Below are 26,357 nucleotides of genomic sequence, written 5' to 3' on the forward strand. Positions count from 1 at the left end.
GCTCGTTTTCATACAATGGATACCTTAAAGGGTAAAGGAAAGGATGCTGCTATAGATATATCTCACTATGGATATAGTATTAGAAGCACATTAGAAGGCGGACAGTTTGGTGATCTACTTCTGTTTGAATTTTATCACAAGATCAAGGGCCCTCCTCGGTTTTTAGGCACAATAAACCCTTTGAGGCGACTCATACGGAGTGTCTGACGGGTCCCGTCTACGGAGACACATTCAATTTGGTAATAGTAGACGACATTCGGATTTGCGGTCTTATCGGTGTAGGTATAGGATCGCCTTTCGCTGGTTGTACCTGCGCCGGGGATGATAGCGGAATTGATGACATTGAACTCACCATCTCTGGTTGTGCTTCGTTTGATATTGAAACCTGCGTTGTTCATCTCGGATTCGGTTATCCATCTGATAACGACTTCACCGCTGGATTTTTTACGCTCAGGACGGAATTTGGAGAGTTCCACGGGTAAATTGGAGAGTTCTACGGGTAAAGAGGGTAAAGACGCACGTGCGCGATACCCGGGCGTGCCGTGATCACTGCGGTATCCGTAGTAGGTAGGATGCTGGACTACATACTGGGCACCTTTTTTCGCGGTAAGTGCCCATCCGTTTGCTGCCGTGCCATCGAACGGATGCCCCGTCGCGTTGTTACCGTCATACGCTCGGATAATAGAACTCCGCTGGTTTCCCGCAATCAACGGAAACTTCCATTCGGGTATTTCATCAAGGTTACCGGCGATGTCGCTTGGTCTCCTGCTTCGTGTTCTCTCGGCTGCTGCCATGAGGGTGATTCTGAAAGCGGTTTGGCTCAAGAGGCGATAACCGGGGGTGCCGCCGATAAGGTCTTTTAGGATGACAATACGGTCTGATCGGAGGTCGCCCTTTGCAGCCCCGACACCAGAGTTGGGACCCTGCTCAGTCACAAGCAGCAGCACTTGGTTTCTATCAAGTATCTTCGCATCTAAAGTGAAGGTGAGCGTGGTGGAGAGGACGGATTTATCTTCTGGGTGGTTCTTAATTGTAACCTCCCATCCTTCAAGGCTAACTTTCTTTCCACTTCTGTTGTGGAGTTCGATCCATTGCGGAAGTTTGTCGGCGTTGGTGGCGTACATGATCTCACTGATGGCGATATCGTACCTTGAAGCTACTGGAACGGTATCATCTTCAGCACCGACAACCCCTTGGATGCCAAACGCTAATATGAATGTCGCAAATATACTAAGAACGACCAAGCCTTTCATGAAAATATCCCTCTTATTTTTAAGTCTCGGTTTCAACACGCGTCTTGCCAACTATTATAACCCACATCCGTTGTCTCGTCAAGTTTTTGGAAATTGTAAAACTGAAATACAGCTATTCATTTTTATCTTTAGTTGTGAACCTCTTCGCTTTTTTTAAAGAAATATGAATTTTTCAGAAATCTGAAGGTTAAATGTTTTAGTGTCAATAGAAATCATAAAAATTTGACACCTATCTCTAAAATATGTTATAATACTTAACATATATGAATTCTAAATAGGACTCTCGGATGTTTTATTTATCGTCTATCACACTGATACATAAAAATTGCCTCTGCACGTTCATCGGTCTTGGTGTCGTGCTAATTGGTATTTCCATGTGTCGCGCAGTGGTGGGCGAGTAAGTGAAGCATAAAACACTTTCCGAATTACACAATATAACGCCCATCACTGAACGCCACAAAATGAGATTTCGGTGAGGGTCTTTCTTTTTTAAAGGACAACAAAATATCACGTTTGCAGGCAAGAAAAATCTAAAAGAGGAGAAAAGATGCGCCACAGAATCGTTCTTCTGATATTCACGGCGATCGCTGCAGCGAACCTAAATGTCGAAGCCAGCAAAGAAATTAGACCGTCGTTCACCCAAGAAGCAATCGAAATTGATGGACACCTCAGCGAAGAAGTCTGGTCTCAGACCCAAGTGATTGACGACTTTACCCAACAATCACCCAACGAAGGGCAACCGACTACCGAACGCACAGAAGTTCGCATGTTGTATGACACTGAAAAACTTTACATCGGGTTTGAATGTTATGATTCCGAACCGGAAAAAATTGTTGCGAATGAAATGCGCCGCGATGGGAGACTCTGGCAAAATGATAACGTTTACATCATGCTCGACACTTACGGTGATAAGCGACAGTGCTTCTTCTTTCGGACGAATGCACTCGGCGCACTATCAGACACCGCCGTCACAGACGGTGGCGAAAACCTCAACGGGAGCTGGGACTGTATCTGGGAAGCTGCTGGACAACAGCACGAGAAAGGCTGGACAGTCGAAATCGCGATTCCGTTTAATCAACTGCGGTTTAAGAAAAAAGATTCGATGATATGGGGTGTGAATTTTGGGCGCAATATCCAACGGACAAACGAGACAACACAGTGGATTCAAGTGCCTCGAAGCCAGAGTTGGCCCGGGACATACCATCCTATATATCAAGGCAAGCTAACGGGACTGCAGGGTATTGCGGCACCATCGTATTTTGATGTCAAACCGTATCTCCTCGGCGGTTTGGGACGAAATCTCGAAGACGGCGATTGGCAGCGTACCACTGAACGCGATCTCGGATTGGACATGAAATATGGTATAACATCGAACCTGACGTTGGACTTAACATTAAATACCGACTTCGCACAGGTAGAAGCGGATCAGGAAGAGGTCAACCTCACACGGTTTAGTCTTTATTTTCCAGAGCGACGCGATTTCTTTCTTGAAGGTAGCGGACTGTTCGCATTCGGTGCAGGCATCGGGGACTTCGGTCCACCGCCGTTGTCGGTTTTCTACAGCCGTAGCATCGGAATCGAAGATGAAAGAGAGGTCCGGCTGCTCGGTGGCGGTAAACTGACGGGAAAAGTCGGGGCTTACAGTGTAGGCGCGCTTAACATGACGACCGCTGCTTCCGGGGAAATTCCTATGACGAACTTTTCTGTGCTAAGGATGCAACGAGACATTCTCAGTGATTCAACCGTCGGCTTCATTTTCACCAATCGGCAGAGCGACTTCAGCGAGGATTATCATCGCAACGGCGGGATAGACCTGTTTTTCAGACCACACGACCAGTGGCGGATGCGAGCGATGACCGTTGGGAGTTGGTCGCCAGATCCAGAAGAACGCGATATGGCATGGTACCTCTCAAATAACTGGCGAAACAAGTATTTTCGCGTTAACGCTTCGTATCTCGACATCGGTCCCCAATTTACAAGTAAAATGGGGTTCATGCATCGAAGGAATATTAGGTCCCTAATGTTGGATACCGATTATGAAATCCAAATCAGTCGGTACGGTGTGCGGGAGGTCGGAACAGGTTTCGCCGGTAGTTATCTATTGGACCATGATAACAACCTCATCGGTTGGGACGCAAGAATTGGCGGAAATATGCTTTTGGACTCCGACGACGGATTTAGCCTTAATGTCCAACGGTCTTTTGACCGCGTTGATGAATCTTTCAGTGTCGGTGATGCCGAGATACCTGCCGGTGACTATGAGATGAACCAGGTTTCACTACGTGGTTTCACTGAGAGTAGTCGCCCGTTTGCCGTATTTGGTCGTGCGGAGTATGGGGACTACTTTCACGGTAACCGTGTGAGTTTTAACATCGATAGTCAGTGGCGGATGACTTATCAACTCGCGATAGAAACTCGATACCAACGCAACTGGATTAACTTGCCCGAAATCGACCTATTTACAACAAACGTTGTCGGGACACGTATCAGTTATGCCTTAAACACCCGTTTCTTTACCAAATTGTATGCGCAGTGGAACGATAGCGCAGAACGGGTCAGCGCGAATTTTTTGCTCAATTACATCTATCGTCCGGGGAGCGATTTTTACCTTGTATACGATCAAGCATGGGATACATCCGACGGCTTCCACACACACGACTGGACAGTCTTGAGCAAGTTTACCTACCTATTTAGTCTATAGTGTAGTGAAACCTAACACACCTTATGTCGTATTATGAAGTTGGGTTCATTCCCTTTTAGATTTATATGGCGGCATATTGGGTTTGAGGTGCGTTAAGGACCTCTTTATTAGATTTTCAACCTTGATCAATCCGCCGAATATCGTACGCGCATTCGGTTTTGATACCTCGTATTCAATTATAACTGTGGGTATCAAAACGAAGCACACAGAGACTTTCAGTCTTCAACAATCAGCAAAAAGGGCACTCCCGTAGAAAGATGCCCGGAGGAGTCGGAGAGAACCCGTCCACAGATCCTACTCGACACCCGGACAAAGCGAACCTACCTTGGTTGAGGAGGCCATTGAAGCGTCGCGACCAGGAGGTTGCTCCTACGAGAAAGCATTTGCTGTTGGAAAATCGGAATCATGGAAGCACCGAACGGCTCTGGCGAAGTATACTTCTAAAGCTTAAAGGAAATTTATAAATATGATACAAACAGGAAACTTTGCATGCCATAATATTCACTTGGAGACCGAACATCTGAAACTGCGACCCTTTAGGGATGCCGATTTTGATACTGCTGTCCCTTTCTATAGAGATCCGGAATTTCTAAACGCGGTTGAGGAATCCCCGCCTGAGGGACCCATCACAAAGGAATATCTCAAAAAAGCCGGTAAATTCATGAGAGATAGCGGATTTCTGTTCGCAATCGTCGAAAAATCGAGTGGACGCGCCATTGGCGAGGTATGTTTGCAGTGGATGAATTTGGAACGGGCAAAAATTGAGGGCGAAAAAGTGATGCGTTTACCCATCGGGATTTGGGACAAAACACTGTGGGGTAAAGGCTACGGCAAAGAGGTCGTGCGACGTTTGATGGCGCATGCCTTTGAAAAACTGGAAATAGATCGGTTCTGTCCAGTGGACGTTCCTGTGGACAATGTCCGTTCACAAGCATTGTGGCGATCTCTTGGACTAACTGTTTCGCGAGAAGCAGATGGCGGAAAGATGTTAGACTTTGAAATCACACGAGCAGAATATCAGAGAATCCATGGAAGCCTCACTTGAATAGCATTCTGAATCAAAGGAACCTTGTATGTTCAGTAGACAACTCGCTAAACGCGCAGCGGAAAACAACCCAATTCGTGTCGGTATTATCGGTGCCGGAAAGTTCGGTGCCGGACTGGTTGCGCAGCTTTCACAGATGCGCGGCATGGTCGCGAGCGCGATTGCCGACATCAATCTGAAACATGCTATAGGCGCGTATACAGCCAGTAATATCCCCACCGACGCGATTTCGCATGTTCGGAATGCCAACGCGATGAACGATGCCATCCGCAGCGGTAAACGCGCAGTTACCGAAGACGGGCTGCACATTATTCAGTCTGATCTGATTGATGTGGTTGTGGAAGCAACTGGCATTCCAGAAGTTGGCGCGCAAATGGCGTACCACACACTGATGCACAAGAAACATCTCGTGATGGTCAACGTTGAAACGGATGTCACCGTAGGCCCGTTTCTGAGACGCTTGGCAGACAACGCGGGTGTCGTCTATACACTCGTTGATGGTGATCAACCCGGTGTAACAATGAATATGGTCGAGTGGGCAAAAACCCTCGGTTTTGAGATCGTTGCTGCGGGGAGAGGTACGGTGTTTTATGATGATGATCGCGCGGGGATACCGGACACTGTTCCGCAACGATTCGGGTTCAGTCGAGAGTTGATTGAACGACGCACGATTAACTTTAAGATGTTCAACTCGTTCCGAGATGGGTCGAAGGCACAGATTGAGATGACCTCCTTGGCAAACATGGCAGGTCTGCCACCAGATGTTCGCGGCATGCACGAACCTTCAGTCAACATTTCGGACATCGCTGAGGTCTTCAGTCTAAAAAAAGAAGGCGGCATTTTGAGCCGCCACGGTGTCGTTGAACTTGCAAATAGTATTGCCACGGATGGCAAGGCGATGCTGGACAACCCACTACGGATGGGTGTATTCGTTGTTATTCGGACGGAGCATCCTTTCACGCAAGAAGACCTTGCCGGTTATAACCTGCATTCGGGGGGTGATGGCAAGAACTATCTCCTCTACCGCCCGTACCACCTCGTGGCTGTTGAAGCACCGATTTCGATTGCGAAAGCCGTTCTCTACGGACACCCGACAGGCACACCGCTACCGACACCCGTTGCCGATATTATCACAGTTGCCAAACGTGACCTGAAAGCGGGAGAGATACTCGATGGCAGCGGGGGGTATACAGTCAATGGATTGATTGAGAAAGCGGACATTGCACACGAAGAGAACTTACTCCCCCTCGGTTTGTCGGACGGCATCCAATTAAAATCCGATGTTCCCCAAGGGGAAGCGATCTCTTACGATATGGTAGCATTAAACGAGGACTCCTTCGTTCTCAAACTCCGCCGTCTCCAAGACGCAACCGTCTGAGAATCGACTAATCCCACGGATGCAGCACGACTTTACCACATTCCCCGGTCGCCTGAAGTTCCCACGCCTCCTGCACATCACGCATCGGGAAGGTGTGTGTGATGAATGTGTTTATCTGTTCGGGTGAATTTTGGATCATTTGCATCAATTTTGGATAGACACCGAGGTTGTAATGCCAATTTCCACGTAGGACTAAGCCTTTCCGAATCATATCCCGACTCGCCCCAAGCGGAAATTCGCCACCTTCGCCGACGAATGTGACCTGTCCTTTTCTTCGGGCTGCATCAACCATTAAACGATGGGCTGCAGACGCGCCGGAGCAGTCCACTGCCTTGTCAATTCCGACCCCGTCTGTAAAATCTCGAATCTGATCGAGAATATCTTCATCACTTGGATCCAAGACGATATCTGCGCCCAACTTTTTCGCGAGCTCGGCACGATATGGATGGCTTTCTACGCCGACGACGCGCGCCCCGCGATAGTGTGCATTGATAATACCACCTAACCCAACAGGACCTAAGCCGGTAACCATGACCGTATCCAATGAATTGACTTGCATCTGTTCCATCGCGCCAAATGTCGGTCCCAATCCACAGCACGCCATCCCGGCGTGTTCATAACTCACACCCTCTGGAATCGGTGATAACAGATCTTCCATCTTGTGCATATACTGTGCATAAGTCGCCGAAGCCGGGTCTGTCCCGATGAGTTCTCGAATGTTCCGTCCGCTCGTACAGTGAATGTGTTCACCTATAGCACACATCGCACACTTGCCACAAGCGTTCTGTGGTTGCACCACCACGCGATCCCCTACTTTGACGCGACCGGGTTGTGCAACTTCCACGACTTCGCCAGCGGCTTCGTGGCCGAAATGCTCGCCGGTGCCACCATGTACGAACCCTTTATACTCTGTACACATCGGAACAGCATGGATTTTGACGACGACGACATCTCCTCCGGCACGCGGATCCGGTTTGTCGACTACGCCACCTTTTTGATCACCAAACATTGCTGCTACTTTCATATACACTTACGCCCAAAACTCTACGACACTTCATAAAGCCGGTTTTTATGTAGAGAGAAAGGGCATTCCTCCTCCTCCTAAGATGTGTTAATACCATAACACAAGCAATCAAATCCGTCAAGGCAAAATTACTGTAATTCACTCTGTCTTTCTGACAACTCCCGCGCAATATGGTATTATTTTAACCCAAGTTGCTATCTAAAAGGTTATCGTCTTATCCCCGTCTTAAAAGATCGGCTAAAGGCGTATACCCATTGCCTTGAGGTAATTCAGTAATAACAGCGTTTCCGTCACGCTTAAAGAGTTTGTACGCCTTCGCATTAGGCGCAGAGGTGAGGATACGATAGTGATCGTCTACAATCTCAATCGCTGCGTTATTATCACAGGCGATGCCGATGCCACCCCGTTTTGCGATCATTTGCGAAAAGGAAGTTTCTCGCTTCTCGAAGTGATAATGTGGACAATAGACTGCATTGATGAATCCAAGTCCACTGACGCGGATATAGTCCCACTTCGGGTTGCTGGAGAAAGACCGAGAATCGCTATGCCCGTATCTAAACCAGCAGATCGCACCCGCGCTGAGCCCCGATAGCACAATACCGCGGGACGCAGCTTCTGCCAATACGGTATCTAACCTCAAGCGTCGCCATAATTTCATCATCTTGTAGGTGTTTCCACCCCCAACATAGACAAGGTCAGAATCCAACACCAGCGCGGACATCTCCTCAAACGCTGGTGGATCTTGAATGAGCTTGAGAACGCGCGTTTTACATCCAAAATGTTCACCGTAAACCTTCTCAAAAGTATCAATATATCCGGGTGCGTCGCTGCTGGCAGTTGGAATAAAGAGTGCCTTCGGTTGTGTTTTGCCGGTTAATTCAATGATGCGTTTGTCAATAGCAGCGGTTTCCATTTCTCTAATTTCTCCACCGCCAACTGCAACAATCTTCGGTATTGTTTTCATAAACTGTTCCTTTAACGGTTTCTCACTATTTTGTCCTTGGAATGTTAACCCTAACAATTCCAACAAAAACTATCAAGTACATTTAGAAATTTAACTACATTTTCGCTTAATAATTGTGGTAAAATGAAAGGAATGCCTATATAGTGTCCGTAACTTCGTTAAGGAGGAAAGATGGCACCTGAAGAAACAGGTTTAACACCCGCACAAAAAACGTTCTACGAGGCAAACGGATATCTTGTCCTTAAAAGTGTTTTTGCGCCCGAAGAGTGCGAACACTTCGTTGAACATATAGAAGACCTTCACGCCGGACGTAAGCATCTGGATGGATTTTTTCAACAGGATAAATACGGCGCAAGGACCTTTAATCAGCATCTTTACGACCCGCGCGTATTGGCTTTACTTATCAATGCCCGCTTACATAAGCCGCTTGCGGACTGTTTTGGCGGCGAACCGGAGGGGATTCAAACGATGCACTTTTATGAAGGATCCGAGCATCCCCTGCACCAAGACCAGTATTACCTACCGGATTGTATGTCGGCCTGGATTGCGATGGTTCGTGTCGATGAGAACAACGGACCGCTGGTCGTCCAGCCCGGTTCGCATAAAGGTAGATTGATTACGAAAAGCGACATACCTATGACACTCCAACCCGGAGAGACTTATGAATTACAACAGCATAACCGCTATTTTCCGGCAGTTGAACAGGTCTTTCGCGAGAACGGTAAAGACGCGGTTCAGGTGTTGGTAAACCCAGGAGATGTGGTTCTGTTCAGCGGAAAATTGATTCATGGGGGTGCGCAAGTTTTGAAACCGGGGACGCGCAGACATGCGTTGGCGTGCCACTACATTCCATACGACTCCGAAAACTGGGAACGCGATTGGCCACGGTTCTCATTCGACGGCAGTCGGCGGATTCATTATCGGTAAAGTCGGAGTCGCAATTTGAAAAAAGAAATTGAGAATTGACATTTCACAACCTCTATGCTATCCTTAAACGAATAACGCTTTAGCAATTTGATAATCCTTTTAGGAGGTAGAACTATGCAGCAAAAAATCATATCTGCTCCGACACCCTTCTATCCTTCTTCGGACGGTAAATCTATGGCAGAAACGGATTGGCATCGCAAACTACTGATGGCACTTATACAAACAATTGAGCACCACTTTCGGGAACATGATGATGTTTATGTTTCCGGCGATCTGTTAATCTACTACAAAATGGGAGATAATACAAAATCGGTTGCCCCGGATGTTTTTGTTGTTCAAGGGGTTGCGAAAAAGCAGCGAGGAACGTACCTGACATGGGAGGAATCTCATACCCCTGATTTTGTGTTAGAACTTGCGAGTCCGAGCACGTTTCGGCATGATCTAACTGGGAAGAAAGATTTGTACGAGTCTGTTCTGAAAGTGAAGGAGTATTACATCTATGACCCACTCCATCAAATACAACCGCATTTCATAGGTTTTCGACTGGTTGATGGTACGTATGAGGAAATAGCATTCGTGAACGAGCGTCTGCCGTCGTCGGTGCTAAACTTAGAACTCGGTGAGCACGATGGAACTTTAGGCGTGTATGATCCCACGACAGAGCAATGGTTAGCACCTCCTGAAGAACGCGCTGAACAGGCGGAGGAACGCGCTGAACAGGCGGAGGAACGTGCTGAACAAGAGGCTCTTGCACGACAACGCGCCGAGGATGAATTGGCAAAGGCGTTGGCAACGCTTGAACGCCTCCAAGCCGAAAAAGACGACTAAATCAAATAAGGAGAAGAGATAATGCGATACCTATTGATTTTCGGGATCGGTTTTATTTTAATAAGCGGTTATTGCCTGCCGATATTCGCTCAGGAAACAGCAAAACCTGCAACACAGGAAGCACCCATAAAAAAGAAGAAAGAGTTTGAAGATTTTTCAAAAGTTACTGAAGATAGTAAAAACTATCAAGGCTTTTTCAGGTTGTATGAGAAAAAAGAGAACCTTTATTGCGAAATTCAACCCTCACAATTGGATAAACCTTTCCTATGCATGATTAGTCTTTCACGCGGACTCGGACGAGGATACCTCATCTCCGGGATGACGATGGATGAATGGTTGCTCGTTTGGCGGCGCGTTGGCGACCGTGTGCATCTCGTGCGAAAAAATGTGCGTTTCCGTGCCGATAAAGGGACACCGACTGCGCAAGCGGTGGACTACAGCTACAGCGATTCTGTGCTATTTTCTCTTAAAATCGAAAGTATACATCCCCAACGGCGGAGTCTATTGGTGAATATTTCGCCTGTCTTTATGTCTGATCTACCGCCCATGGCAGGTCGGATCGGCGGCGGTGCCCGATTTGATAAAACGCGTAGCACTTGGGGCACCATCAAGGGGTTCCCAAAGAACGTTGAGCTGCGGGTTCAAGCAGTTTACGCGGCAAGTGGCTCTATGACAACCGTCCCAGACAGTCGTGGTATCCAGTTGACCCTGCACTACAGCCTTTCCGAACTTCCATCGAACAACTATCGCTCACGGCTCGCTGACGATCGTATGGGGCATTTCATGACAACAGTCAAAGATTATTCGCTCCAAACCAGTGACGCACCCTATATCCGTTACGTCAACCGGTGGCACTTGGAGAAAGCAGACAAAAAAGCGAAACTCTCGCCCCCCATGGATCCGATCATTTTCTACATTGAAAAGACAGTCCCACATCGTTTCCGTCCTTATATTCGGCAAGGAATTCTGGAGTGGAATAAAGCATTTGAAAAAGCAGGCTTTGTCGACGCGATTGAGGCGCGGATCCAACAAGATTATGAGGATTGGGACCCGGAAGATGCGCGCTATAACACGATCCGATGGGTCGTTGACGCAGGTTTCGCCATCGGTCCGTCCCGCGTGAACCCACTGACAGGTCAGATATTGGACGCTGATATTCTTATCAGTGACGGTTTCATTAGATCGTGGCAGCGAGAATATACGACGTATTTTGAGGAACTCGACCACGAACATGACCATCCGATAGATCATTCCTCACGATTCCGGTGTGAGATGGCATCCGGCTTAGCACGCCAGATGGGATTCATGGCGAGCGTCCTACAGGCGCGTGGTGTGGTCGGCGAAGACGGTGAACTACCGGAAGAATTTATCGGTCAGGCACTTAAATCATTAACCATGCACGAAGTCGGGCATACGTTGGGATTACGCCACAACTTTAAAGCGAGTACGATCCATTCGCTTGACGACCTAAATAAGAAAAGCGATGAAGCACTTCTCGGCTCCGTGATGGAATACGACGCTGTAAACATCGCACCTGCAGGGAAAAAACAGGGTGATTACTATACAACGACGATTGGCCCCTGGGACTACTGGGTCGTCGAGTATGCGTATAAACCGATCGATGCTGGCAATCCTGAAGGCGAATTAAAGGAGTTAGGCAAAATCGCTTCCCGTGTCGCAACACCAGGACTGACGTACGGAACAGATGGTGATGCGTCCGCATATCAAAGCAGAGATTTGGACCCCTTGGTCAATCGGTGGGATCTCGGTTCGGACCCACTCGATTTTGCGAAACAACGTCGCGAGATTGTCGTTGAGCTTTGGGACAAGATCGCTGATAAGGTTACAAAAGAGGGGATGGGGTATCAGCGTGTCAGGCGTGCATTCGGATCGCTGCTCGGTGAATACGGTTATTCGATGTACCTTGCAAGCCGTTATATCGGTGGACAGTACCACCACCGCGATCATCGTGGCGATGCGAACGGACGGCTCCCGTTCGTGCCTGTCCCCGCAGCGAAACAGCGTGAAGCACTGCAATTTATCAAAGAGCACGCACTCTCGGACAGAGCCTTCGATTTTCCCCCGGACCTGCTCAACAGTCTTGCCATCACCCGTTGGAGCGACTGGGGATCGAGTAGCGGGAGTTCTACGCGTTTGGATTACCCGGTGCACAGCGTTATCCTGGGTAACCAGACCCGCATCTTGGGACGCTTGCTCCATCCGAACGTCCTCGCGCGCGTTCAGGACACAGAATTGAAGTTTCCGAAGGGTGAGGACGCGTTCACACTGCCAGAACTCTTTTCAGGCATCACTGATGCGGTCTGGACGGAATTGGATCGGAATGTCGGAGAAAAGCAGTGGTCAAATACGGATGCGTTCATCTCCAGTTTCCGTCGCGCGTTGCAACGTGAGCACCTGAAGCGGTTCATCAAATTGGTATTGGACGCTGATAGTGGAACGCCTGAAGACGCGAGGTCGCTTGCACGCCACCATCTCGGACAAATCAACAGTGAGATACAGGGTGTGCTCCAGAACGCGCAAGGGCGACTTGATGACTACAGTTTGGCACACCTCGAAGAGTCGCAAGTCCGAGTTGCGAAGGCATTGGATGCCAGTTTCCAAGTCCAAAAACGCTAAATGATCGTCCGTTCCTATTCGGGACTTACACAAAACTTCCTATATTTGCTGGCGGGTGTTTTGCTTGGGTGTTCCCCCATAGTAACCCCGCCAATTTTCTGTTGTGTGAGTAAACAAAAAATTAGGGGTAACAGATGGAAATTCTTCAATACACCGCCGATATGCAAGCACCTTTAACCCAATTTTATAACCGCCTGACCGCCAACGTTCCACACTGTTACCCCGCAAAGGAAGAAGAATTTGCTGTCGCATTACGCGGGGTTACCACCGGTAAAGCTGATAAAAAAGAAGGTGGAGTCGATTCCGAAACTGCCTTTGTCGCAATGGTGAACGGAGCAGTGCAAGCGTTTATCCACGTCGGTATCGGTCAGGTCTGGAATCACGAGGAAAGGAAAGAGAACGCGGGTATTATTCGGTTTTTGGGTTACGAACGCGGTGCGCGGCATACCGGGCAAGCCGTGCTTGAAAAGGCAGAAACCTATCTGAAAGCGTTTAACGTTCCCAAAATCTTCGCCTTTTCACAAGACCATCGGTACCGCTTCTATCATTTTGAACACGCCTATCTATCGGATGCGCTCGATCAGGTTCAAGCACTGCTCGGATATAATGGGTACCATCGTTCTGAAGGCGAAGTCTTTTTGGATTGGGAAAACTACACCGTTACACCAGTCCCTTCAAGTTTACCTGTAACGCTTTCTGTAGATTGGAAACAGGGGCGCGGACAACTTCCGAACTGCACCGTAAAAGCATTTCAAGATGATAAAGAGGTCGGCGAGTGTTGGTCTGTCTCCGGTGGTGAGTTTTCAAGCCATCCTGATGCACAAAATTGGCTTCACACGACTTGGCTCGGCATCGAGGATAAGTTTCAGGGACAAGGTTTGGGACGCTACCTACTCCAGTATGAGCTTCAAGAGATGCACAAAGTCGGATACCGGCATGCAGCGATTAGTACTGCCTGGGATAACCCCCGCGCCTTCCTCTTTTACAGCAACTGCGGTTATCGGACGGTAGATTGGACGTATGAATTCGTTAAAGATCTCTCTGAAGCCCCAACACAGAAGTGGTAGTCTGTGATTGAGATAATCAGTAGGACTTTAACAGCAACATCTTATTTATAGAAACAGATTGCGCTATTCACTTCGCAGTAATGCCTCTTGATCAGTGATTCGCCATCCATAACCTTTTTTGTATTCAACACGTTTTTCCGCCCCCAGATGGAGTAGAACACCATAGATAAGCGTGTTGGCATGTGCATTCGGTTCCTCTATTTTTGGGATGCCACTTCTTTTTCGGATAGCATTGGGCTGACGATAGGAATTTTCCTCGTTTTTTGCCTCAAGTAAAATATCCAATACAGATTCCTTAAGGTGAAATAAACCTGTTCTTGCCTCTTGTTTGTATGTATTCACTGTTCTGTGTCTCCGTTCATAGACCGCGAGAAGCAGGTTGTATCTGGTGGTTCTCACACAACCTACAAAGCGATAGTTCCTACTTCAAAATCACCATCTTCCGCAACAACGAGCGTTTATCCGTTATCAATTGATAGAAATAAACACCTGTCGCCACGCGTTCACCTAAATCGTTGCGACCATCCCAATACGCTGCACGGCTGCGGGCAGTGTAGTGTCCTGCTGGTTGATACCCGAAGGCTAAATGTCGAATTGCGATTCCTCGCGTATCATAAATGACAATCTGCACGTCGCTCGAATTTGCCAATTGATATGGTATCCATGTCTCCGGGTTGAAAGGATTCGGATAGTTGGGCAATAGTATCGTTTCTTGCGGGGTCAACACCGCCAAGAGCTTTTCTAAGAAGCGAATACCTCTTTGTGATGCTACATCCGTCAGGTTTAGGCGTTGTGCTTGTGTGAGCCAACTTTGGACATCAGCGGCGGTAAGCATAGCAAGTATTTGTGGATGGACAGAAGGCGCATCTGCCGTGTTTCCAAACGCAGCAGCCACTTTAACTAAGTCTACTATATCGACTATCCCATCACCGTTGACATCCGCCTCGTTCTCTCCCATCTGTCCAAAATTTGAGCTGACGAGTGCCAAATCTAAGATATTTACGACACCATCGCTGTTGACATCCTCAGCGCGGTATACTGATTCAGTCCCTGTACTGCCCTCCACTATGGCATCTTCCGCTATGTCCCCTACCGCTATACGGTTTTCAACACAAGGGAACAAACGCTCCCCCTCTGGATTAACAAAAATGGCTTGGGTTAGGAGAAATCCCGATGCTTTGGCATCAACAACCTGAAATGTTATAGTTGCAAGTGTGCCATCACCGTTCTTGCCCTCCACATCCGCTGATGCCAGTGTTACATAATTTTTCTCGACAACTGGTGCTGTAAAGAACGCTTCATCAGATAGGTACTCACCTTTATCACTTGAAAAATAAATGAAAACATCAGGGTCAAATACTACAGTTGCCTGATATCCCGCCACATTTTCTCCACCTACAACGTTGATGGAAATAGTGAGTTGTTCCCCAATAGTTAGTGGTTGAGTCAAGTCCGGAGATATACGCACAATGGCAGGCGTGGTGGTGACAGTTGCGGTGAGGTCCCACAAGATGACCGGACCCAGACCTCCACTTGCGAGAGTGCTACCATCCGGACTAAACGCTACGCTTACGAGTGCTCCCTGATGTCCTATGAGGACAGTTTTAAGCTGACCCGATGCTACATCCCATAAACGCACTGTTTGGTCATGCCACATCCCTGCACTTGCGAGGGTGCTACCATCCGGACTAAACGCGATACTCTCGATGCCCACCAAATGCCCAGTGAGGATAGCATTAAGCCGATTCGATGCCATGTCCCATAAATGTACCGTATTAGTGCCCGCGCTTGCGAGGGTGCTACCATCCGGACTAAACACTACACTTCTGGTCCAACTCTGATTCCCTAATATGAGTGAGGCTTTGCGCTGCCTTGATGCTACATCCCACAAGTGCACCGTACTAATGCCCGCGCTTGCGAGAGTGCTGCCATCTGGACTAAACGCTACACTAAAGACATCATCCGTGTGCCCTACGAGGATAGCTTTGGGTTTACCCGATGCTACATCCCATAAACGTACAGTTTGGTCACCCCATCCTGTACTCGCGAGAGTGCTGCCATCCAGACTAAACGCTACACTTTCTACTCGATCCGTATGTCCAGTGAGGACAAATTTCTGTTGCTCAGACTCCACGTCCCATAAACGCACCGTTTTATCCAGACTTCCACTTGCGAGGGTGCTACCATCTGGACTGAACGCTACACCCGTGGCATTGTGCGAATGTCCTGTGAGGACGGATTTGAGCTGTCCTGATGCCACGTCCCATAGACGTACATTTCCATCCCAACCTCCACTTGCGAGAGTGCTACTATCTGGACTGAATGTTATTCTATAGATAGATTGTCTCGGCTCTAAGATGGCTTTTTGTTGTGGTGGAAAATCTGCGGCAAAGGTGTTGATCGAAAATAGAGTTAGAAGTATGAGTATGAATAAACTTATAATTGTTTTTGTCATCAAGTGCTCCTTTTTTGAAATTCAAGGAAAATAGAAAGGACATTTCGCTATAATTAGTCTGCTGAAAAAAGGATTTTACAAGCACGGCTTTTTTCTATTGGAAACAGTTTATTTTATCAATTCAGACAATTAGCACAATTAGAGATTACGCGATTTACTATAATCCGCTACATGTCGGACACTGCTGGAGAGTTTTCAAACCTAGCTGGTGAAATGGTTTGCGTAAGACCTGAGCTCCATAACCGCAGCATTTGATTGCCAGTTTTCTGGAGATGATACGGCACAGTTTCAATTGTGCTATCAATCCCATCTTTTTTAAGTTCGCGAATAACGGGTAATACGAACGGGGAAAAGCTACTGTTCACATCGACGAGTGGGAAAATCCGCACCTCAGTCCCGATACGAAGGGGTTCTCGGACAGCATCAAGATGGAACGCTAAATCCCTATTGGCAGAGTAGAAAAAGAGGAGATGGGCGGAAAGCACGAGGTCAAAGTGTCGGTCAGGAAAGGGTAAATTTGGGAGTGCTGCGACGACATACCGCCCTTGTTGCCTGCCTGTCTCGAAATCTTGGCAGAACGCTTCCATCGTCTGTCTCCTGAATGCCACTAATTCACCGACAGACGAAAATCTTGTCCAGACGAATTTATCTCGGTTTCCGAAAGCTTGCGTGATGATATCTTTGTGGGTTTCCTGAATCCGTTGACGCAATTCCGCCTCCGAATACCGGTAAATCGGATCCACGGAGATTATCGGCGTGCCGCGCTGGTGCATTCCGGTATTGAACGACGCGGGGCCGCCGCCGACATCAACAATGTCGTGCACCAAGTCGTCCTCAGAGAGGTTAAACATATCAAGGTATTCATCAAACGACCTACCCCACGGAACGATGTCTTTGTAATGGAACTCCATGTTAATTATACCTACCGGAACGCCTTATGCTTTTTGATTAACCATGCTGGAGAGGATACCGAGAATTTTGTCACACCTTTCAATCGCGTACACGGACATATCAATATAAAGTTTTTGTCCCTCCAATTTGAGGAACAACCATTCTGTGCCGGTAGTGGTAGCCCCATAAATACAAGAGATACTATTGCCTTTCTGCCGATTAAAGCATTGTGCTGCGAGCATCTCAGCGACGCATTGCCCGATGCCAAGCGTTGGGTCAGCATTCTTTGCTTCAACGAGAACGATAACAGGTGCCTCTAAATAAAATTGTTCCGGGGATAGACTTATCAAAAAATCGCAAGTGCCTGTCAATCCCTTTTCTGCATCAACACTGAAGTCTATTCCAGAAAAAAGACTGATATTACGATCAAATTGCTCGCGGAGCTCAACGAGAACATTAGTGACAATAAGTTCCGAGCGTGCCTTCTCTGTCCTTATAGCAACTGCTAACTGCACTTTTTTCGCCAATTCCGCAACGAGTGCCTCGCTCGGTGGTACAGGTGCTATGTCAGCAAAGATGTTCGCGGATTCAATTGTCTCTAATTGAAACTCCTCCCGGACCGTTTCTAAGGTGAAATTGCTATAAGCCATGGGAGAGTCTCCCTCTTTAATCAGCAGCCCCGACACTAATTTCTTGTAGCACTGCCACTGCCCGCTGTGCCAATTCGGTTGTGGCATCACGCTTGATTGCCCGGTTCAAGTGTAGAATGGCGCGTTCATCTCCATCTTTTGCCAATTCCAATGCTTCCTCAAACCCTTTGTTCCCGTAACTGAAATCTCTTGGCAGAACCGTCAGGTCGTGATCCTTCCAATAATACTTCAGATCATCGGACTCCCAATTGCGGTAGACATCTTCCCATTGGAGCGAGTTGAAGATGTTCAGGTGCGGTTCAAGCATGTGCTCAGCGATTGGGTCATCGACAGCCTGATAGCGGTTGTCGAGCGACACGCGGAGCCGATCTTCGGTCAAATTCGGTAATGCTTTGTGGATAGTCAAAGCGGGGAAGATGAGCGTATCGCCAACTTCATAGTTTGTGGAATGCCATTCGCCGGATAACTCGTCCTCATTAACGCAGAGACTGCCAGCACCGAGCGAAAAGTGGTGCTCCATGACTTTATTGACTTTATGAGAACCCGGTAGCACTGCCAAGCCTCCTAACTCAATCGGACAATCTCCGACGGGTGCCCAACAGGTATAGGTCTGAAAATTCCCTTGGAAGTGGACGAAGTCTTGGTGTATCGGTGTTGTATGTGCGGTGTACTTAGGAAACCAGAGGCGCGCAATCTTCTGTGGATGCGGCAGCACCTCTCTACCGACAATTTTCTCTACCATATCAACGACTTCGGACCAGTGTCCGGAACGGTGGAACGCCTGTAACTTATAGACCGCGTGGTATACATCCGTGTATTCGGGGTCGCCCTCGGTACACTGGGTGGAAATATCGGCGATGCCGTCCATCGGGTCGGTGCCCGCGACGAGCCAACCGCCTTCCTGCATCGTCGTTAGCATCTCTCGCCGCAATGTCCAGAGTTTGTCAGGGTCTTGCAGCTTCTTGAAGAAGAGATACCCCTCTTCTGAGATCCGGTGACGCAATTCTTCCGGATCATTCATTGCATCGTTGGATACGCGAAGTTCTTTTGGTGATTCCATCTGACTTCTCCTTGGATCTATTCGTGCTGGTGTCCGTTCTGCGACGGAGGCGGTTCATTGAAAGGGATACCTTTCGCCTCGGCTGCGAGTCGGCGTTTATTCCAGGCGGCGATAGCTTCATATATCTCTGCACGCCCCTGCTCAACACCTTGTTCAATACCTTGTTCAATACCTTGTTCAATACCTTGTTCAATACCTTGTTCTTTGGCTTTTTCAAGGCTTTGTGCATGTTCAGCACGCCATTCGTTAAAACGTCTTAACATGATATCCGCTCCTTCTTTGAAGATAATAAACGCAATTGCGGTCCGATTAAACACCGGGGAGGTTGCGTCTAACTTTCTTAACATCTGTAGGATGCCGTTCCATCCGGCGACAAGTTCGTAGAGACATATCCCGATGATGTAGAGAAGTCCTAACACCGTATAAGTAATGATTGCACTTTCTGCGTCTCGGACGGTAAATAAGGATCCCCGTTTTTTTTCCATAGACCGGTTCTTTGTTTTCCTTTCTTGTTAGGTGGCAGCTTTGGATATTTATAGTATAACACACACGAAATGAGAAATTCAATTTTTAAAACGGCTATGGGCGATTAGCAGTCTGTTAAACTTATGCTTTCCAATTTATTTTCCCCTATTTTTCTCAAGCCAATTAACGGCATAATCCACAACAGCACGTTGCGGCATGAGTTGGCAATCCGCGATGCCGACCTTGCCACACTGAACTATTTTTTCTTCATCAGAACGCAAAAAATCTTCACCGAGGCGATCGAAATCTGAATCGTCTACATCAATATCTTCAAAGGTAGTCCATGTCGTTGAACCCGCCTGTGAGATCGGTGCCCCTTCTTGGACGACGCGTTTGCTCGGAAAATCCGCTCGGTATTCTGCGAGATGTATAGATGTATTACTCGAATGATCGACACCGAGAAGCAGCACATAACCTTGTAAATCGTAGATTCTGGCGAGCGGTGAGTGTTCACCAAAGCCATAAGCTAAAGCGTGATTATTTATGATGGACGATGCTTGAGGCCCACGTGCACAAAACGAACTCTGTGGATGCGCGCTGCGGAGAACTCCGTTTTGTTTTCGGAAGGTTTCAGCAATTTTACCCATTGAACGGGTAGGCGTTAAATTGGGATCGTAGGCAGGCATCGTATCACGTATGATTTGCCACCACGATTCGGGGACAGGCGGATTTTTCCACTGGCTCGGATCACTGAGGTCGGTTGAATGGGCGGGCATCACAAGCGTGCCAGTTTCTTCCAAGACCTCCTGAAGTGCGATAATGACAGCGACAGCACCGCCACAGACCCATCCGAGCGCGCTCAAGGATGAATGGACGAGTAAGACCATTCCCTTTTCAATACCGAGTGCCTCAAGATCCGCCTGCAGCGATTCGACTGTAGCGAGTGCTTCTGTCTTTTGAACCACTTGATCTTCAGGCATTATCAACTATCTCCATCTTTTGATTTTCTCAGTTTCATTGCTGCATCACTGATCTCCTCCACGCTCTTTTCAACCCACAGTTTCCTTTGCCATTTGGTGTAATCAAACCGAGAACGCATAACCAATGCAATGAACTTTTCAGCCTGCACGTCGCCCAAAGCTTCCGTAAGAGCCTTTAAGCCTTCTACTTTGAGTTGTTCATCTGTTATCATGGAATACACTCCTAATAAAATCGAGAGGATCTATAACCTTAACCTCTTCAAAACTAACTGTCTTCCTGAGAATTACATCATCTGTGGTGACAAAGTAATCACATTTCGCTGCAACAGAACAAGCTAAATGGAGAGCATCTTTATTTCGCAAACCGATTTCTCTCAAAACGTTCGCCTTTGTAAGAATTTCAAGGTTGGCATCCACATCAATGAAAGCGTGTGCTTTCCAATTTTGAATGGTATTTCTGCGTTCCTCAAATGGATTTGATAGATTCTCGTAATCAAGCATGTATGACCATACCAATTCCAAAGTCCCATCTCGAATTCTTTCCTGAATATACAATTTGGCTTCTGTTTCAAGTCTAATTCTAATCTGAGTCTGATCATCAAAAGGGCGGTTGAAAGTACAGTTATCAAGATACACTCGCATACAATTCCCCACAGTAAGCCCTAAAGAGGTTACAATTCATTTTTCACGTTAAATTTACATACCCTATTATTGTTCTATTTCGTTCCTACCGCAAGGATATGGGCACTCACGCCGAGTATCGACGGTTCTGTTTCAATCTTCCGAATTAAATCTAAGATTGCAGCGCGTTGGTCAAGGTTTACCCAATAATTTTCAACCGCCTGAAAAAGCCATGTCGGTCCCTGCACAGCAAGTGTTGTTTGATGCTGAAAACCTGCTTCGACCACTTCAGCGCGGAGATCCTCGGGACGGTGAAGATATGCGTCCGTGAAGTAATCAAGGTTCTCAGTCGGGTTACGATGGTAACCCGTTTCGAGGTCATTATGAACAATGTCTCTGGAAATCGAGTTGCCCAATCGGTCCTTGCGGAAACAATCAAGTAAAGAGGCGAAACGCGAGATGCCGGCAGCAACCATAACCCCACCGTTTCGTAAGACGCGATAGGCTTCTCCCAATGCAAGCAGCCGTTCATCTTTATCAATCAGATGATAGAGCGGTCCTAATAGCAGAACTGCATCCACCGACATCGACGAAAAACGGAGTGTCCGCGCATCACCAAGCGATATGCTCGCAATCGGGTGTTCTGGCTGTTGATTCGATGCTTCCTTCGCCTGCTCAACGTGTAAATCTACAGGGTCTACGAGGTGAACTTCATAGCCCGACTTTGCCAACCAACAGGCATAGGGACCCGAACCACCACCGATGTCCAAAACCACTGCGGGTGGCATCGGTAAATAGCGCGTGATAATCTCTTGTGTCCGCGCAAATTCTATCTGTCCTCTAACATCCTTTTTAAGTCTTTCCGATTCTTTCGTCTGTCTATAGAACGAAAGAATCTCATCTGAAAATTGATACAATTTTTTATTCCTTGTTTTGGGTGTAGTAGAATTCTCGGAATACCAAGGTGTTAATCAAGTGGCGAAGCGATACCTATTTTCTTCAGTCCACTTTTGCCGCTTTATCCTACATAGTCTCACTATATCAAGCACCTCAATATTTAGCCACATGAACAGCCCCTTCCGTGGGATGATGCCATGTAAGTTGGACTTCAGAAAATCCTGCTTCTTGAAGGATACGGACTTGTGTCTCCGGTGATAGTGTAATATCGTAATTCCACTCAGCACTATCACCACTCGGAAGCTTCGCAATCCACCTATTGTACCAATAGAGTGTACTTTTCTCCCCTTTAACTGTGTTGGTCTGATCGCCTTCTATGTAAACGCCAGTCGTTCGCAAAGCCTTTCTTACCTCTTTGTAGATAGCGACTTTTTTCTCTGGAAGGAAGTGATGCATGGTCAACGTAGAAATAGCGTAGTCATACGCGTGACACCCAAACGTAAGTTCCAATAAAGAGCCTTGCTGTAATTTCAATTGTTCGGTTTTATTAGCGAATTTCGCGTGGAGCTGCTTAAGCATGTTCGGTGCTCTATCAACTGCTGTAACCTTGGCATTAGGTGCCCTTTTAAAAACAAATTCAAGTTGAATCCCCGTCCCGCAACCGAGATCCAGAATGTCAATTGGTGCCTCTGTCTGTGGTATCTGAAGGGCAACAGCCTGATAGAACGGGTCATCGGGTTCCGCGCCAAACTTTTGATCCCAGATATCAGCGGTTGAATTGAAGAATCCAGGAAGCTCTTCAATACCATCGGTTGTCCATTCAGGTACATCATCACCCACCGGTCCAGGAGCGATTTGTAGTTGCGCCGCTCGTCTCAGAAATTCATCGTTTATGACTTGCATTTGGTGTTCGTCTTTTGGCACGTTAGCACCTCATCCAATGTTCTATTCATTTTTAATTTTAGTGTAGGTTCGTAGTAGTGCGATTTATCGCACGTGTGCAGAGTAACAACGGGCAATGAATTGCCCACTACAAACCAAAGCATCCCCTAATTTTGAAAGCGGATAAAACACTCGCCATTTCAAAACTGATTATCGAATCTGTTTTATCCATGCCCACGTTATTGCCAACTTATCTTCCGGGTCAACGGAAAGCGGTTCGAGGTCGAGGTCTTTGGTGACATCAATATAATTCGGTTTTCCAAACCCACCTTTGCCATCATTCCCGTTTTTGGTATTATCGTTGGCATCACTCCCATCAAAAGTGTAGTGTGCGTTCAAGCCCTTTTCATCGCCGTTGAGTACCTTCATCATGAATTCATTAATCTCATCTTCGGTCCGAGCGACTTCCCAGATACGGATTTCATCAATAGCACCTGTACAGAACCAATTTTGACTATCACCGACACCGATATAGAGCGAAGCATCGGTTGCTGCTAATTCCTTTGCATCAAAGGGCGCGGCACCCTTCTCCTCCCCATCAATATAGACCCGCATCTCTTTACCGTCCCAGACCCCAGCGACATGCTGCCATTCGTTCGGCTCCAATCCAGGGACATCAAGGATTTTGGTGCCGGGCCAGAGGACAAATCGTAATCCGTTTCCATTTTGGACAATCTCTGGAAAGATGTAATCCCTTTGACCGCCCCAGTCCTTTGCGAGGCATTCACCAACAGGCTTACTCATGTTCATCCACGCCTCTATCGTTATCGCTTTTTTGGGATTCAAACTGTCACTGTTTGGGACTTCAATCGCCGTTTCGCCATCCAATTCGAGTGCCATATTTTTCGCGCAAAGTGCGTTAGGCATTACCAGACCGATAGCGAGGGCTATAAAAAGCAGAACTTTCATGGTCTTCCTCCTGAATCGTCATTTTTCGGTTAGCAATTAGAACTCGTTTGCTACAAATCAGTTAAAACTAAGATGCCAAATCGTCAAGCATCTGGCGGATGTTATGTTCACCACTATCAATAAATAGTGGTGCCAAGGGACCTCTACCGTGTAAGGTTTGAAGTAGGGTATCAATCTGTATCATACGCTGCTGTGGTGTGCGGCACCTGAGCCACCTTTTAACGAACTCACGCGCAGGCCTGGGGTTGCCGGTTCTCAGTGAACGGGCGCTTTTACGCCACGCCTGCCATCTGAAAGTATATCCACAACCTGAACATTCGAGTTTTTCGTCCTTCTTTTTTAAGCTCCTACGGTAATCCCGCCACCGGCGTTTGTAGCCGCAGGCTGTACATTCGATATTGCCGTGCTGATGGAGAGCAACCGCTTGACACTTCGGACAGTGCAACGTAGGACTGGGTTTCCGAGCTCTGACAGTTTGATTTCTTGGTGGACGGTCTGGTTTACGGACGAGGTCAAGACAGTGCGGGCACGGTAAGAGGACACGGGTTCTCACCGATTGATTGTAGGCTTCCTGCGACCAAGTTTTACCACAGGCACATCGCAATACAATTTCTTTGTGTAGAACGGCGCGACAATCGAAACATCGCGGGACGTCTCGAAGTGCTTGTCGGCAGTCGCGCCAGAGCAGTCGTTCTCCGCAGTGCGTGCAGCGAAACCAGTTCTCGTGAGTTCCACCTTCGCCGGTACTAAAGAGCGGGTCAATCCGGCGTTCTACTTTTGCTTTGCACTGCGGACAAGGCACATGTCCTTCGCGGTAGACATCGGCGACTGTAGCGATGTCCATACAGCGCGCATAAAGTTCCCAACCGACATCGTGTAGTAACAAATCGTCGTAGATGCCGAGTCGGGTATATCGGTAAAGTCTTCGGATTTTGATGGGTTTTACGCGAGGTGCCCAATTCATAGTGGTTCCTTCATCTTCTAAGATTTTCTTTTTCATGAATGTAATACTATTTAGATGAATGCAACTCCATAAATTCGTTGACACCGAGTTGTGCCTGTCTGATAATGCTACGCAAGGTGCCTCTATCCAGTTCCTTGTGATTCGGGACAACAACTTGGGCGAATGGCTTATCACGACGCAAAATCAGATGACTGCCCTGCTGTCGTCTGAGGTAAAATCCTACTTTGGCAAGGGTTTTCACACATTCTTTCCCTGAAATCCTCGGTAACCCACTCATACGGCTAACAACAACGCCTCAAAATGTTCTTCAGGTACCGGCAGTCCATCTTCTTTAAGGGCAACAATATATCCGTCAATTGCTTCTCTGATATTGCTGACAGCTTCTTGCTTTGTTTCAGCTTGACTGATACAACCGGGTAAACTGGGGCATTCAGCAACCCAATAACCATCTTCACCCGGATAAATAACCACTTGTCTCACTTTTTACCTCCAATATAAAGACCTTGCCCAAGAACCAAGGTTACGAAAAATTAATCTTTCTATCCGTCCTACAGGTCATGCCGGAATTTGAACGACTTCTCCGGTTTCAACGCTACGACTAATCGCTTCCAAGACGCGCATGTTCTGGTAGGCATCTTCAAGGCTTGAGTGTGGTTGTGTCCCTGCTTGGAGCGACTGTGCCCAATGCTGCATCTCTTCAAGATAGCCGGGTCTACCGACACCATGATACGCGGTGTTGAGGGTCCATTCCTCAGTCGGTGTATCGGCATAACCGCCACCGAAGCCGAGCCATGTCGGATTACGATAACGGCGCAATTTGCGCGTCTCTAACACCTGAATCGCCTGATTGCCGGTGCCTTTGACAAAAACCATCGCTTCTAAAACCGGACCGGTGCCGAGCGTCATCGTGCCCATACCGCCGTTCTCGTAACGCAGATTCACGGACATTGAAACTGTACTGGATGCTGCGTCAACCGTGCCTATCGCGAAGACCTCGCTAACCTGTCCCATAAAGAAACGCATGCAATCGGTCGGATGAATCACTTGATCAAGCATGAAGGACCATGCAAAGGGTGATCCTGCCGCCTGAAGCCTCGGACCCGGTGCGAGGTATCGGGTATGATATTGGCAGACTGCACCGAACTCATCTTCGTCCATTAACCGCTTGGCAATCTGGTGTGCAGGCGCATGTCGCCACATTGTGCCGACCATACCTGTTTTGCCAGTCTCAACTGACGCATCAACGAGCATTTTCGCGCCTTCAGCGGTGGTCGCGGGCGGCTTTTCTGTATAGATGTGATAGCCTTGTTGGAGACACGCAATACCGATGTCGCGATGCAGTTTATCCTCAGGTCTGCCGACAACAGCGACAGCGTAGAGATCTTCATTTCTGAACATCTCGTTGTAATCGGTATAGTGGCGGAGCGCGCCGAATCTTCGAGCGTTTGATGCCGCCTTCTCTTCAACGAGATCACACGTAGCAACAAATTCAAACTCAGGCACCATCGGTATGCACTGTTGCAATTGCGACGACATACCACCACAACCGATAAAAGCGATTCGGATTTTGTCCATAGCCTATTTATTCTCCAATCATATTTTTTGTGATTTAAATTACTGCTTTGTCCATCTAAACCTTGCGGCTCAAAGGTCGCGATCAGGAGATCGCTCCTACAAGAAGATGTTTTGAAAATAGATA

Annotated in this window: 26 protein-coding genes; 7 read left to right on the top strand and 19 right to left on the bottom strand. The window is 47.7% G+C overall.

The genetic code is table 11. The features are described from left to right. Positions 1 to 134: 134 nt before the first annotated feature. Complete coding sequence (locus OXH00_01025) at positions 135 to 1,253, bottom strand: lamin tail domain-containing protein (GenBank protein ID MCY3739580.1); 1,119 nt, start codon at positions 1,251 to 1,253, stop codon at positions 135 to 137. Positions 1,254 to 1,800: 547 nt separating this feature from the next. On the opposite strand from OXH00_01025, the gene OXH00_01030 reads away from it, so the two are divergent. The 3 genes from OXH00_01030 to OXH00_01040 all read left to right on the top strand — a co-directional run bounded on the left by OXH00_01030 (position 1,801) and on the right by OXH00_01040 (position 6,377). After that, positions 1,801 to 3,954 carry a DUF5916 domain-containing protein gene (locus OXH00_01030; GenBank protein MCY3739581.1) on the top strand — a complete coding sequence of 718 codons (2,154 nt, stop codon included), beginning with the start codon at positions 1,801 to 1,803 and terminating at the stop codon, positions 3,952 to 3,954. 466 nt (positions 3,955 to 4,420) lie between these two features. Beyond that, positions 4,421 to 4,999: a GNAT family N-acetyltransferase gene (locus OXH00_01035; GenBank protein MCY3739582.1), complete on the top strand. Its 579-nt coding sequence runs from the start codon at positions 4,421 to 4,423 to the stop codon at positions 4,997 to 4,999. Between the two features lie 28 nt (positions 5,000 to 5,027). Next, the gene (locus tag OXH00_01040) at positions 5,028 to 6,377 is read left to right on the top strand and encodes an NAD(P)-dependent oxidoreductase (GenBank protein ID MCY3739583.1); all 1,350 of its coding nucleotides are present in this window, start codon (positions 5,028 to 5,030) and stop codon (positions 6,375 to 6,377) included. Positions 6,378 to 6,384: 7 nt separating this feature from the next. On the opposite strand, the gene OXH00_01045 is transcribed toward OXH00_01040, so the two are convergent. Next, positions 6,385 to 7,386, bottom strand: a complete 1,002-nt coding sequence (locus tag OXH00_01045) for a zinc-binding dehydrogenase (protein ID MCY3739584.1) — start codon at positions 7,384 to 7,386, stop codon at positions 6,385 to 6,387. 229 nt (positions 7,387 to 7,615) lie between these two features. Next, the gene (locus OXH00_01050) at positions 7,616 to 8,365 is read right to left on the bottom strand and encodes a Type 1 glutamine amidotransferase-like domain-containing protein (GenBank protein ID MCY3739585.1); all 750 of its coding nucleotides are present in this window, start codon (positions 8,363 to 8,365) and stop codon (positions 7,616 to 7,618) included. Between the two features lie 171 nt (positions 8,366 to 8,536). On the opposite strand from OXH00_01050, the gene OXH00_01055 reads away from it, so the two are divergent. From OXH00_01055 to OXH00_01070, 4 genes are all read left to right on the top strand, one after another. Then, positions 8,537 to 9,292: a phytanoyl-CoA dioxygenase family protein gene (locus OXH00_01055; GenBank protein ID MCY3739586.1), complete on the top strand. Its 756-nt coding sequence runs from the start codon at positions 8,537 to 8,539 to the stop codon at positions 9,290 to 9,292. Positions 9,293 to 9,406: 114 nt separating this feature from the next. Continuing rightward, the gene (locus OXH00_01060; protein ID MCY3739587.1) at positions 9,407 to 10,120 is read left to right on the top strand and encodes a Uma2 family endonuclease; all 714 of its coding nucleotides are present in this window, start codon (positions 9,407 to 9,409) and stop codon (positions 10,118 to 10,120) included. 21 nt (positions 10,121 to 10,141) lie between these two features. Beyond that, a complete protein-coding gene (locus tag OXH00_01065; protein ID MCY3739588.1) occupies positions 10,142 to 12,757 on the top strand; it encodes a zinc-dependent metalloprotease in 2,616 nt (871 codons plus the stop codon). 134 nt (positions 12,758 to 12,891) lie between these two features. Continuing rightward, positions 12,892 to 13,824: a GNAT family N-acetyltransferase gene (locus OXH00_01070; protein ID MCY3739589.1), complete on the top strand. Its 933-nt coding sequence runs from the start codon at positions 12,892 to 12,894 to the stop codon at positions 13,822 to 13,824. A 63-nt stretch (positions 13,825 to 13,887) separates the two neighbouring features. Here OXH00_01070 and OXH00_01075 read toward each other — a convergent pair whose 3' ends face one another. The 16 genes from OXH00_01075 to OXH00_01150 form a co-directional block, all read right to left on the bottom strand. Beyond that, on the bottom strand, positions 13,888 to 14,166 hold the full coding sequence (locus tag OXH00_01075; protein ID MCY3739590.1) for a hypothetical protein: 279 nt from the start codon (positions 14,164 to 14,166) through the stop codon (positions 13,888 to 13,890). Positions 14,167 to 14,245: 79 nt separating this feature from the next. Beyond that, entirely contained in the window at positions 14,246 to 16,279 is a 2,034-nt protein-coding gene (locus tag OXH00_01080) for a cohesin domain-containing protein (GenBank protein MCY3739591.1), read from the bottom strand. A 167-nt stretch (positions 16,280 to 16,446) separates the two neighbouring features. Continuing rightward, positions 16,447 to 17,190, bottom strand: coding sequence for an SAM-dependent methyltransferase (locus tag OXH00_01085; GenBank protein ID MCY3739592.1), 744 nt, complete (start codon positions 17,188 to 17,190; stop codon positions 16,447 to 16,449). 24 nt (positions 17,191 to 17,214) lie between these two features. Beyond that, positions 17,215 to 17,820: a hypothetical protein gene (locus OXH00_01090; protein MCY3739593.1), complete on the bottom strand. Its 606-nt coding sequence runs from the start codon at positions 17,818 to 17,820 to the stop codon at positions 17,215 to 17,217. A gap of 16 nt (positions 17,821 to 17,836) precedes the next feature. After that, a complete protein-coding gene (locus tag OXH00_01095) occupies positions 17,837 to 18,880 on the bottom strand; it encodes a phytanoyl-CoA dioxygenase family protein (protein ID MCY3739594.1) in 1,044 nt (347 codons plus the stop codon). A gap of 17 nt (positions 18,881 to 18,897) precedes the next feature. Beyond that, complete coding sequence (locus OXH00_01100) at positions 18,898 to 19,365, bottom strand: hypothetical protein (GenBank protein MCY3739595.1); 468 nt, start codon at positions 19,363 to 19,365, stop codon at positions 18,898 to 18,900. Between the two features lie 135 nt (positions 19,366 to 19,500). Then, positions 19,501 to 20,325: an AAC(3) family N-acetyltransferase gene (locus OXH00_01105; GenBank protein ID MCY3739596.1), complete on the bottom strand. Its 825-nt coding sequence runs from the start codon at positions 20,323 to 20,325 to the stop codon at positions 19,501 to 19,503. A gap of 2 nt (positions 20,326 to 20,327) precedes the next feature. After that, positions 20,328 to 20,537 (bottom strand): hypothetical protein, encoded by a 210-nt coding sequence (locus tag OXH00_01110; protein MCY3739597.1) that lies wholly within the window; start codon positions 20,535 to 20,537, stop codon positions 20,328 to 20,330. Continuing rightward, complete coding sequence (locus tag OXH00_01115) at positions 20,524 to 20,967, bottom strand: PIN domain protein (protein ID MCY3739598.1); 444 nt, start codon at positions 20,965 to 20,967, stop codon at positions 20,524 to 20,526. Before OXH00_01115 ends, OXH00_01110 begins: the two co-directional genes overlap by 14 nt. Before the next feature lie 74 nt (positions 20,968 to 21,041). After that, a complete protein-coding gene (locus OXH00_01120; GenBank protein ID MCY3739599.1) occupies positions 21,042 to 21,863 on the bottom strand; it encodes a class I SAM-dependent methyltransferase in 822 nt (273 codons plus the stop codon). 133 nt (positions 21,864 to 21,996) lie between these two features. After that, a complete protein-coding gene (locus tag OXH00_01125) occupies positions 21,997 to 22,767 on the bottom strand; it encodes a class I SAM-dependent methyltransferase (protein ID MCY3739600.1) in 771 nt (256 codons plus the stop codon). A 168-nt stretch (positions 22,768 to 22,935) separates the two neighbouring features. Then, positions 22,936 to 23,694, bottom strand: coding sequence for a LamG domain-containing protein (locus tag OXH00_01130; protein ID MCY3739601.1), 759 nt, complete (start codon positions 23,692 to 23,694; stop codon positions 22,936 to 22,938). A 67-nt stretch (positions 23,695 to 23,761) separates the two neighbouring features. After that, on the bottom strand, positions 23,762 to 24,694 hold the full coding sequence (locus OXH00_01135; protein ID MCY3739602.1) for a hypothetical protein: 933 nt from the start codon (positions 24,692 to 24,694) through the stop codon (positions 23,762 to 23,764). Positions 24,695 to 24,704: 10 nt separating this feature from the next. Next, positions 24,705 to 24,935, bottom strand: coding sequence for a type II toxin-antitoxin system HicA family toxin (locus tag OXH00_01140; protein ID MCY3739603.1), 231 nt, complete (start codon positions 24,933 to 24,935; stop codon positions 24,705 to 24,707). Continuing rightward, a complete protein-coding gene (locus OXH00_01145) occupies positions 24,932 to 25,138 on the bottom strand; it encodes a type II toxin-antitoxin system HicB family antitoxin (GenBank protein ID MCY3739604.1) in 207 nt (68 codons plus the stop codon). Before OXH00_01145 ends, OXH00_01140 begins: the two co-directional genes overlap by 4 nt. Before the next feature lie 75 nt (positions 25,139 to 25,213). After that, positions 25,214 to 26,233, bottom strand: coding sequence for a Gfo/Idh/MocA family oxidoreductase (locus OXH00_01150; protein MCY3739605.1), 1,020 nt, complete (start codon positions 26,231 to 26,233; stop codon positions 25,214 to 25,216). Positions 26,234 to 26,357: the final 124 nt, after the last annotated feature.

This window comes from Candidatus Poribacteria bacterium, assembly GCA_026706025.1.
In the GTDB taxonomy this organism is placed as follows: Bacteria; Poribacteria; WGA-4E; order WGA-4E; family WGA-3G; genus WGA-3G.

Bases quoted from the DNA above. Each gene is read 5' to 3' on its own strand.
- OXH00_01025 (MCY3739580.1), bottom strand. From the start codon at position 1,253: ATGAAAGGCTTGGTCGTTCTTAGTATATTTGCGACATTCATATTAGCG.
- OXH00_01030 (MCY3739581.1), top strand. From the start codon at position 1,801: ATGCGCCACAGAATCGTTCTTCTGATATTCACGGCGATCGCTGCAGCG.
- OXH00_01035 (MCY3739582.1), top strand. From the start codon at position 4,421: ATGATACAAACAGGAAACTTTGCATGCCATAATATTCACTTGGAGACC.
- OXH00_01040 (MCY3739583.1), top strand. From the start codon at position 5,028: ATGTTCAGTAGACAACTCGCTAAACGCGCAGCGGAAAACAACCCAATT.
- OXH00_01045 (MCY3739584.1), bottom strand. From the start codon at position 7,386: ATGTTTGGTGATCAAAAAGGTGGCGTAGTCGACAAACCGGATCCGCGT.
- OXH00_01050 (MCY3739585.1), bottom strand. From the start codon at position 8,365: ATGAAAACAATACCGAAGATTGTTGCAGTTGGCGGTGGAGAAATTAGA.
- OXH00_01055 (MCY3739586.1), top strand. From the start codon at position 8,537: ATGGCACCTGAAGAAACAGGTTTAACACCCGCACAAAAAACGTTCTAC.
- OXH00_01060 (MCY3739587.1), top strand. From the start codon at position 9,407: ATGCAGCAAAAAATCATATCTGCTCCGACACCCTTCTATCCTTCTTCG.
- OXH00_01065 (MCY3739588.1), top strand. From the start codon at position 10,142: ATGCGATACCTATTGATTTTCGGGATCGGTTTTATTTTAATAAGCGGT.
- OXH00_01070 (MCY3739589.1), top strand. From the start codon at position 12,892: ATGGAAATTCTTCAATACACCGCCGATATGCAAGCACCTTTAACCCAA.
- OXH00_01080 (MCY3739591.1), bottom strand. From the start codon at position 16,279: ATGACAAAAACAATTATAAGTTTATTCATACTCATACTTCTAACTCTA.
- OXH00_01085 (MCY3739592.1), bottom strand. From the start codon at position 17,190: ATGGAGTTCCATTACAAAGACATCGTTCCGTGGGGTAGGTCGTTTGAT.
- OXH00_01090 (MCY3739593.1), bottom strand. From the start codon at position 17,820: ATGGCTTATAGCAATTTCACCTTAGAAACGGTCCGGGAGGAGTTTCAA.
- OXH00_01095 (MCY3739594.1), bottom strand. From the start codon at position 18,880: ATGGAATCACCAAAAGAACTTCGCGTATCCAACGATGCAATGAATGAT.
- OXH00_01100 (MCY3739595.1), bottom strand. From the start codon at position 19,365: ATGGAAAAAAAACGGGGATCCTTATTTACCGTCCGAGACGCAGAAAGT.
- OXH00_01105 (MCY3739596.1), bottom strand. From the start codon at position 20,325: ATGCCTGAAGATCAAGTGGTTCAAAAGACAGAAGCACTCGCTACAGTC.
- OXH00_01110 (MCY3739597.1), bottom strand. From the start codon at position 20,537: ATGATAACAGATGAACAACTCAAAGTAGAAGGCTTAAAGGCTCTTACG.
- OXH00_01115 (MCY3739598.1), bottom strand. From the start codon at position 20,967: ATGCGAGTGTATCTTGATAACTGTACTTTCAACCGCCCTTTTGATGAT.
- OXH00_01130 (MCY3739601.1), bottom strand. From the start codon at position 23,694: ATGAAAGTTCTGCTTTTTATAGCCCTCGCTATCGGTCTGGTAATGCCT.
- OXH00_01135 (MCY3739602.1), bottom strand. From the start codon at position 24,694: ATGAAAAAGAAAATCTTAGAAGATGAAGGAACCACTATGAATTGGGCA.
- OXH00_01140 (MCY3739603.1), bottom strand. From the start codon at position 24,935: ATGAGTGGGTTACCGAGGATTTCAGGGAAAGAATGTGTGAAAACCCTT.
- OXH00_01150 (MCY3739605.1), bottom strand. From the start codon at position 26,233: ATGGACAAAATCCGAATCGCTTTTATCGGTTGTGGTGGTATGTCGTCG.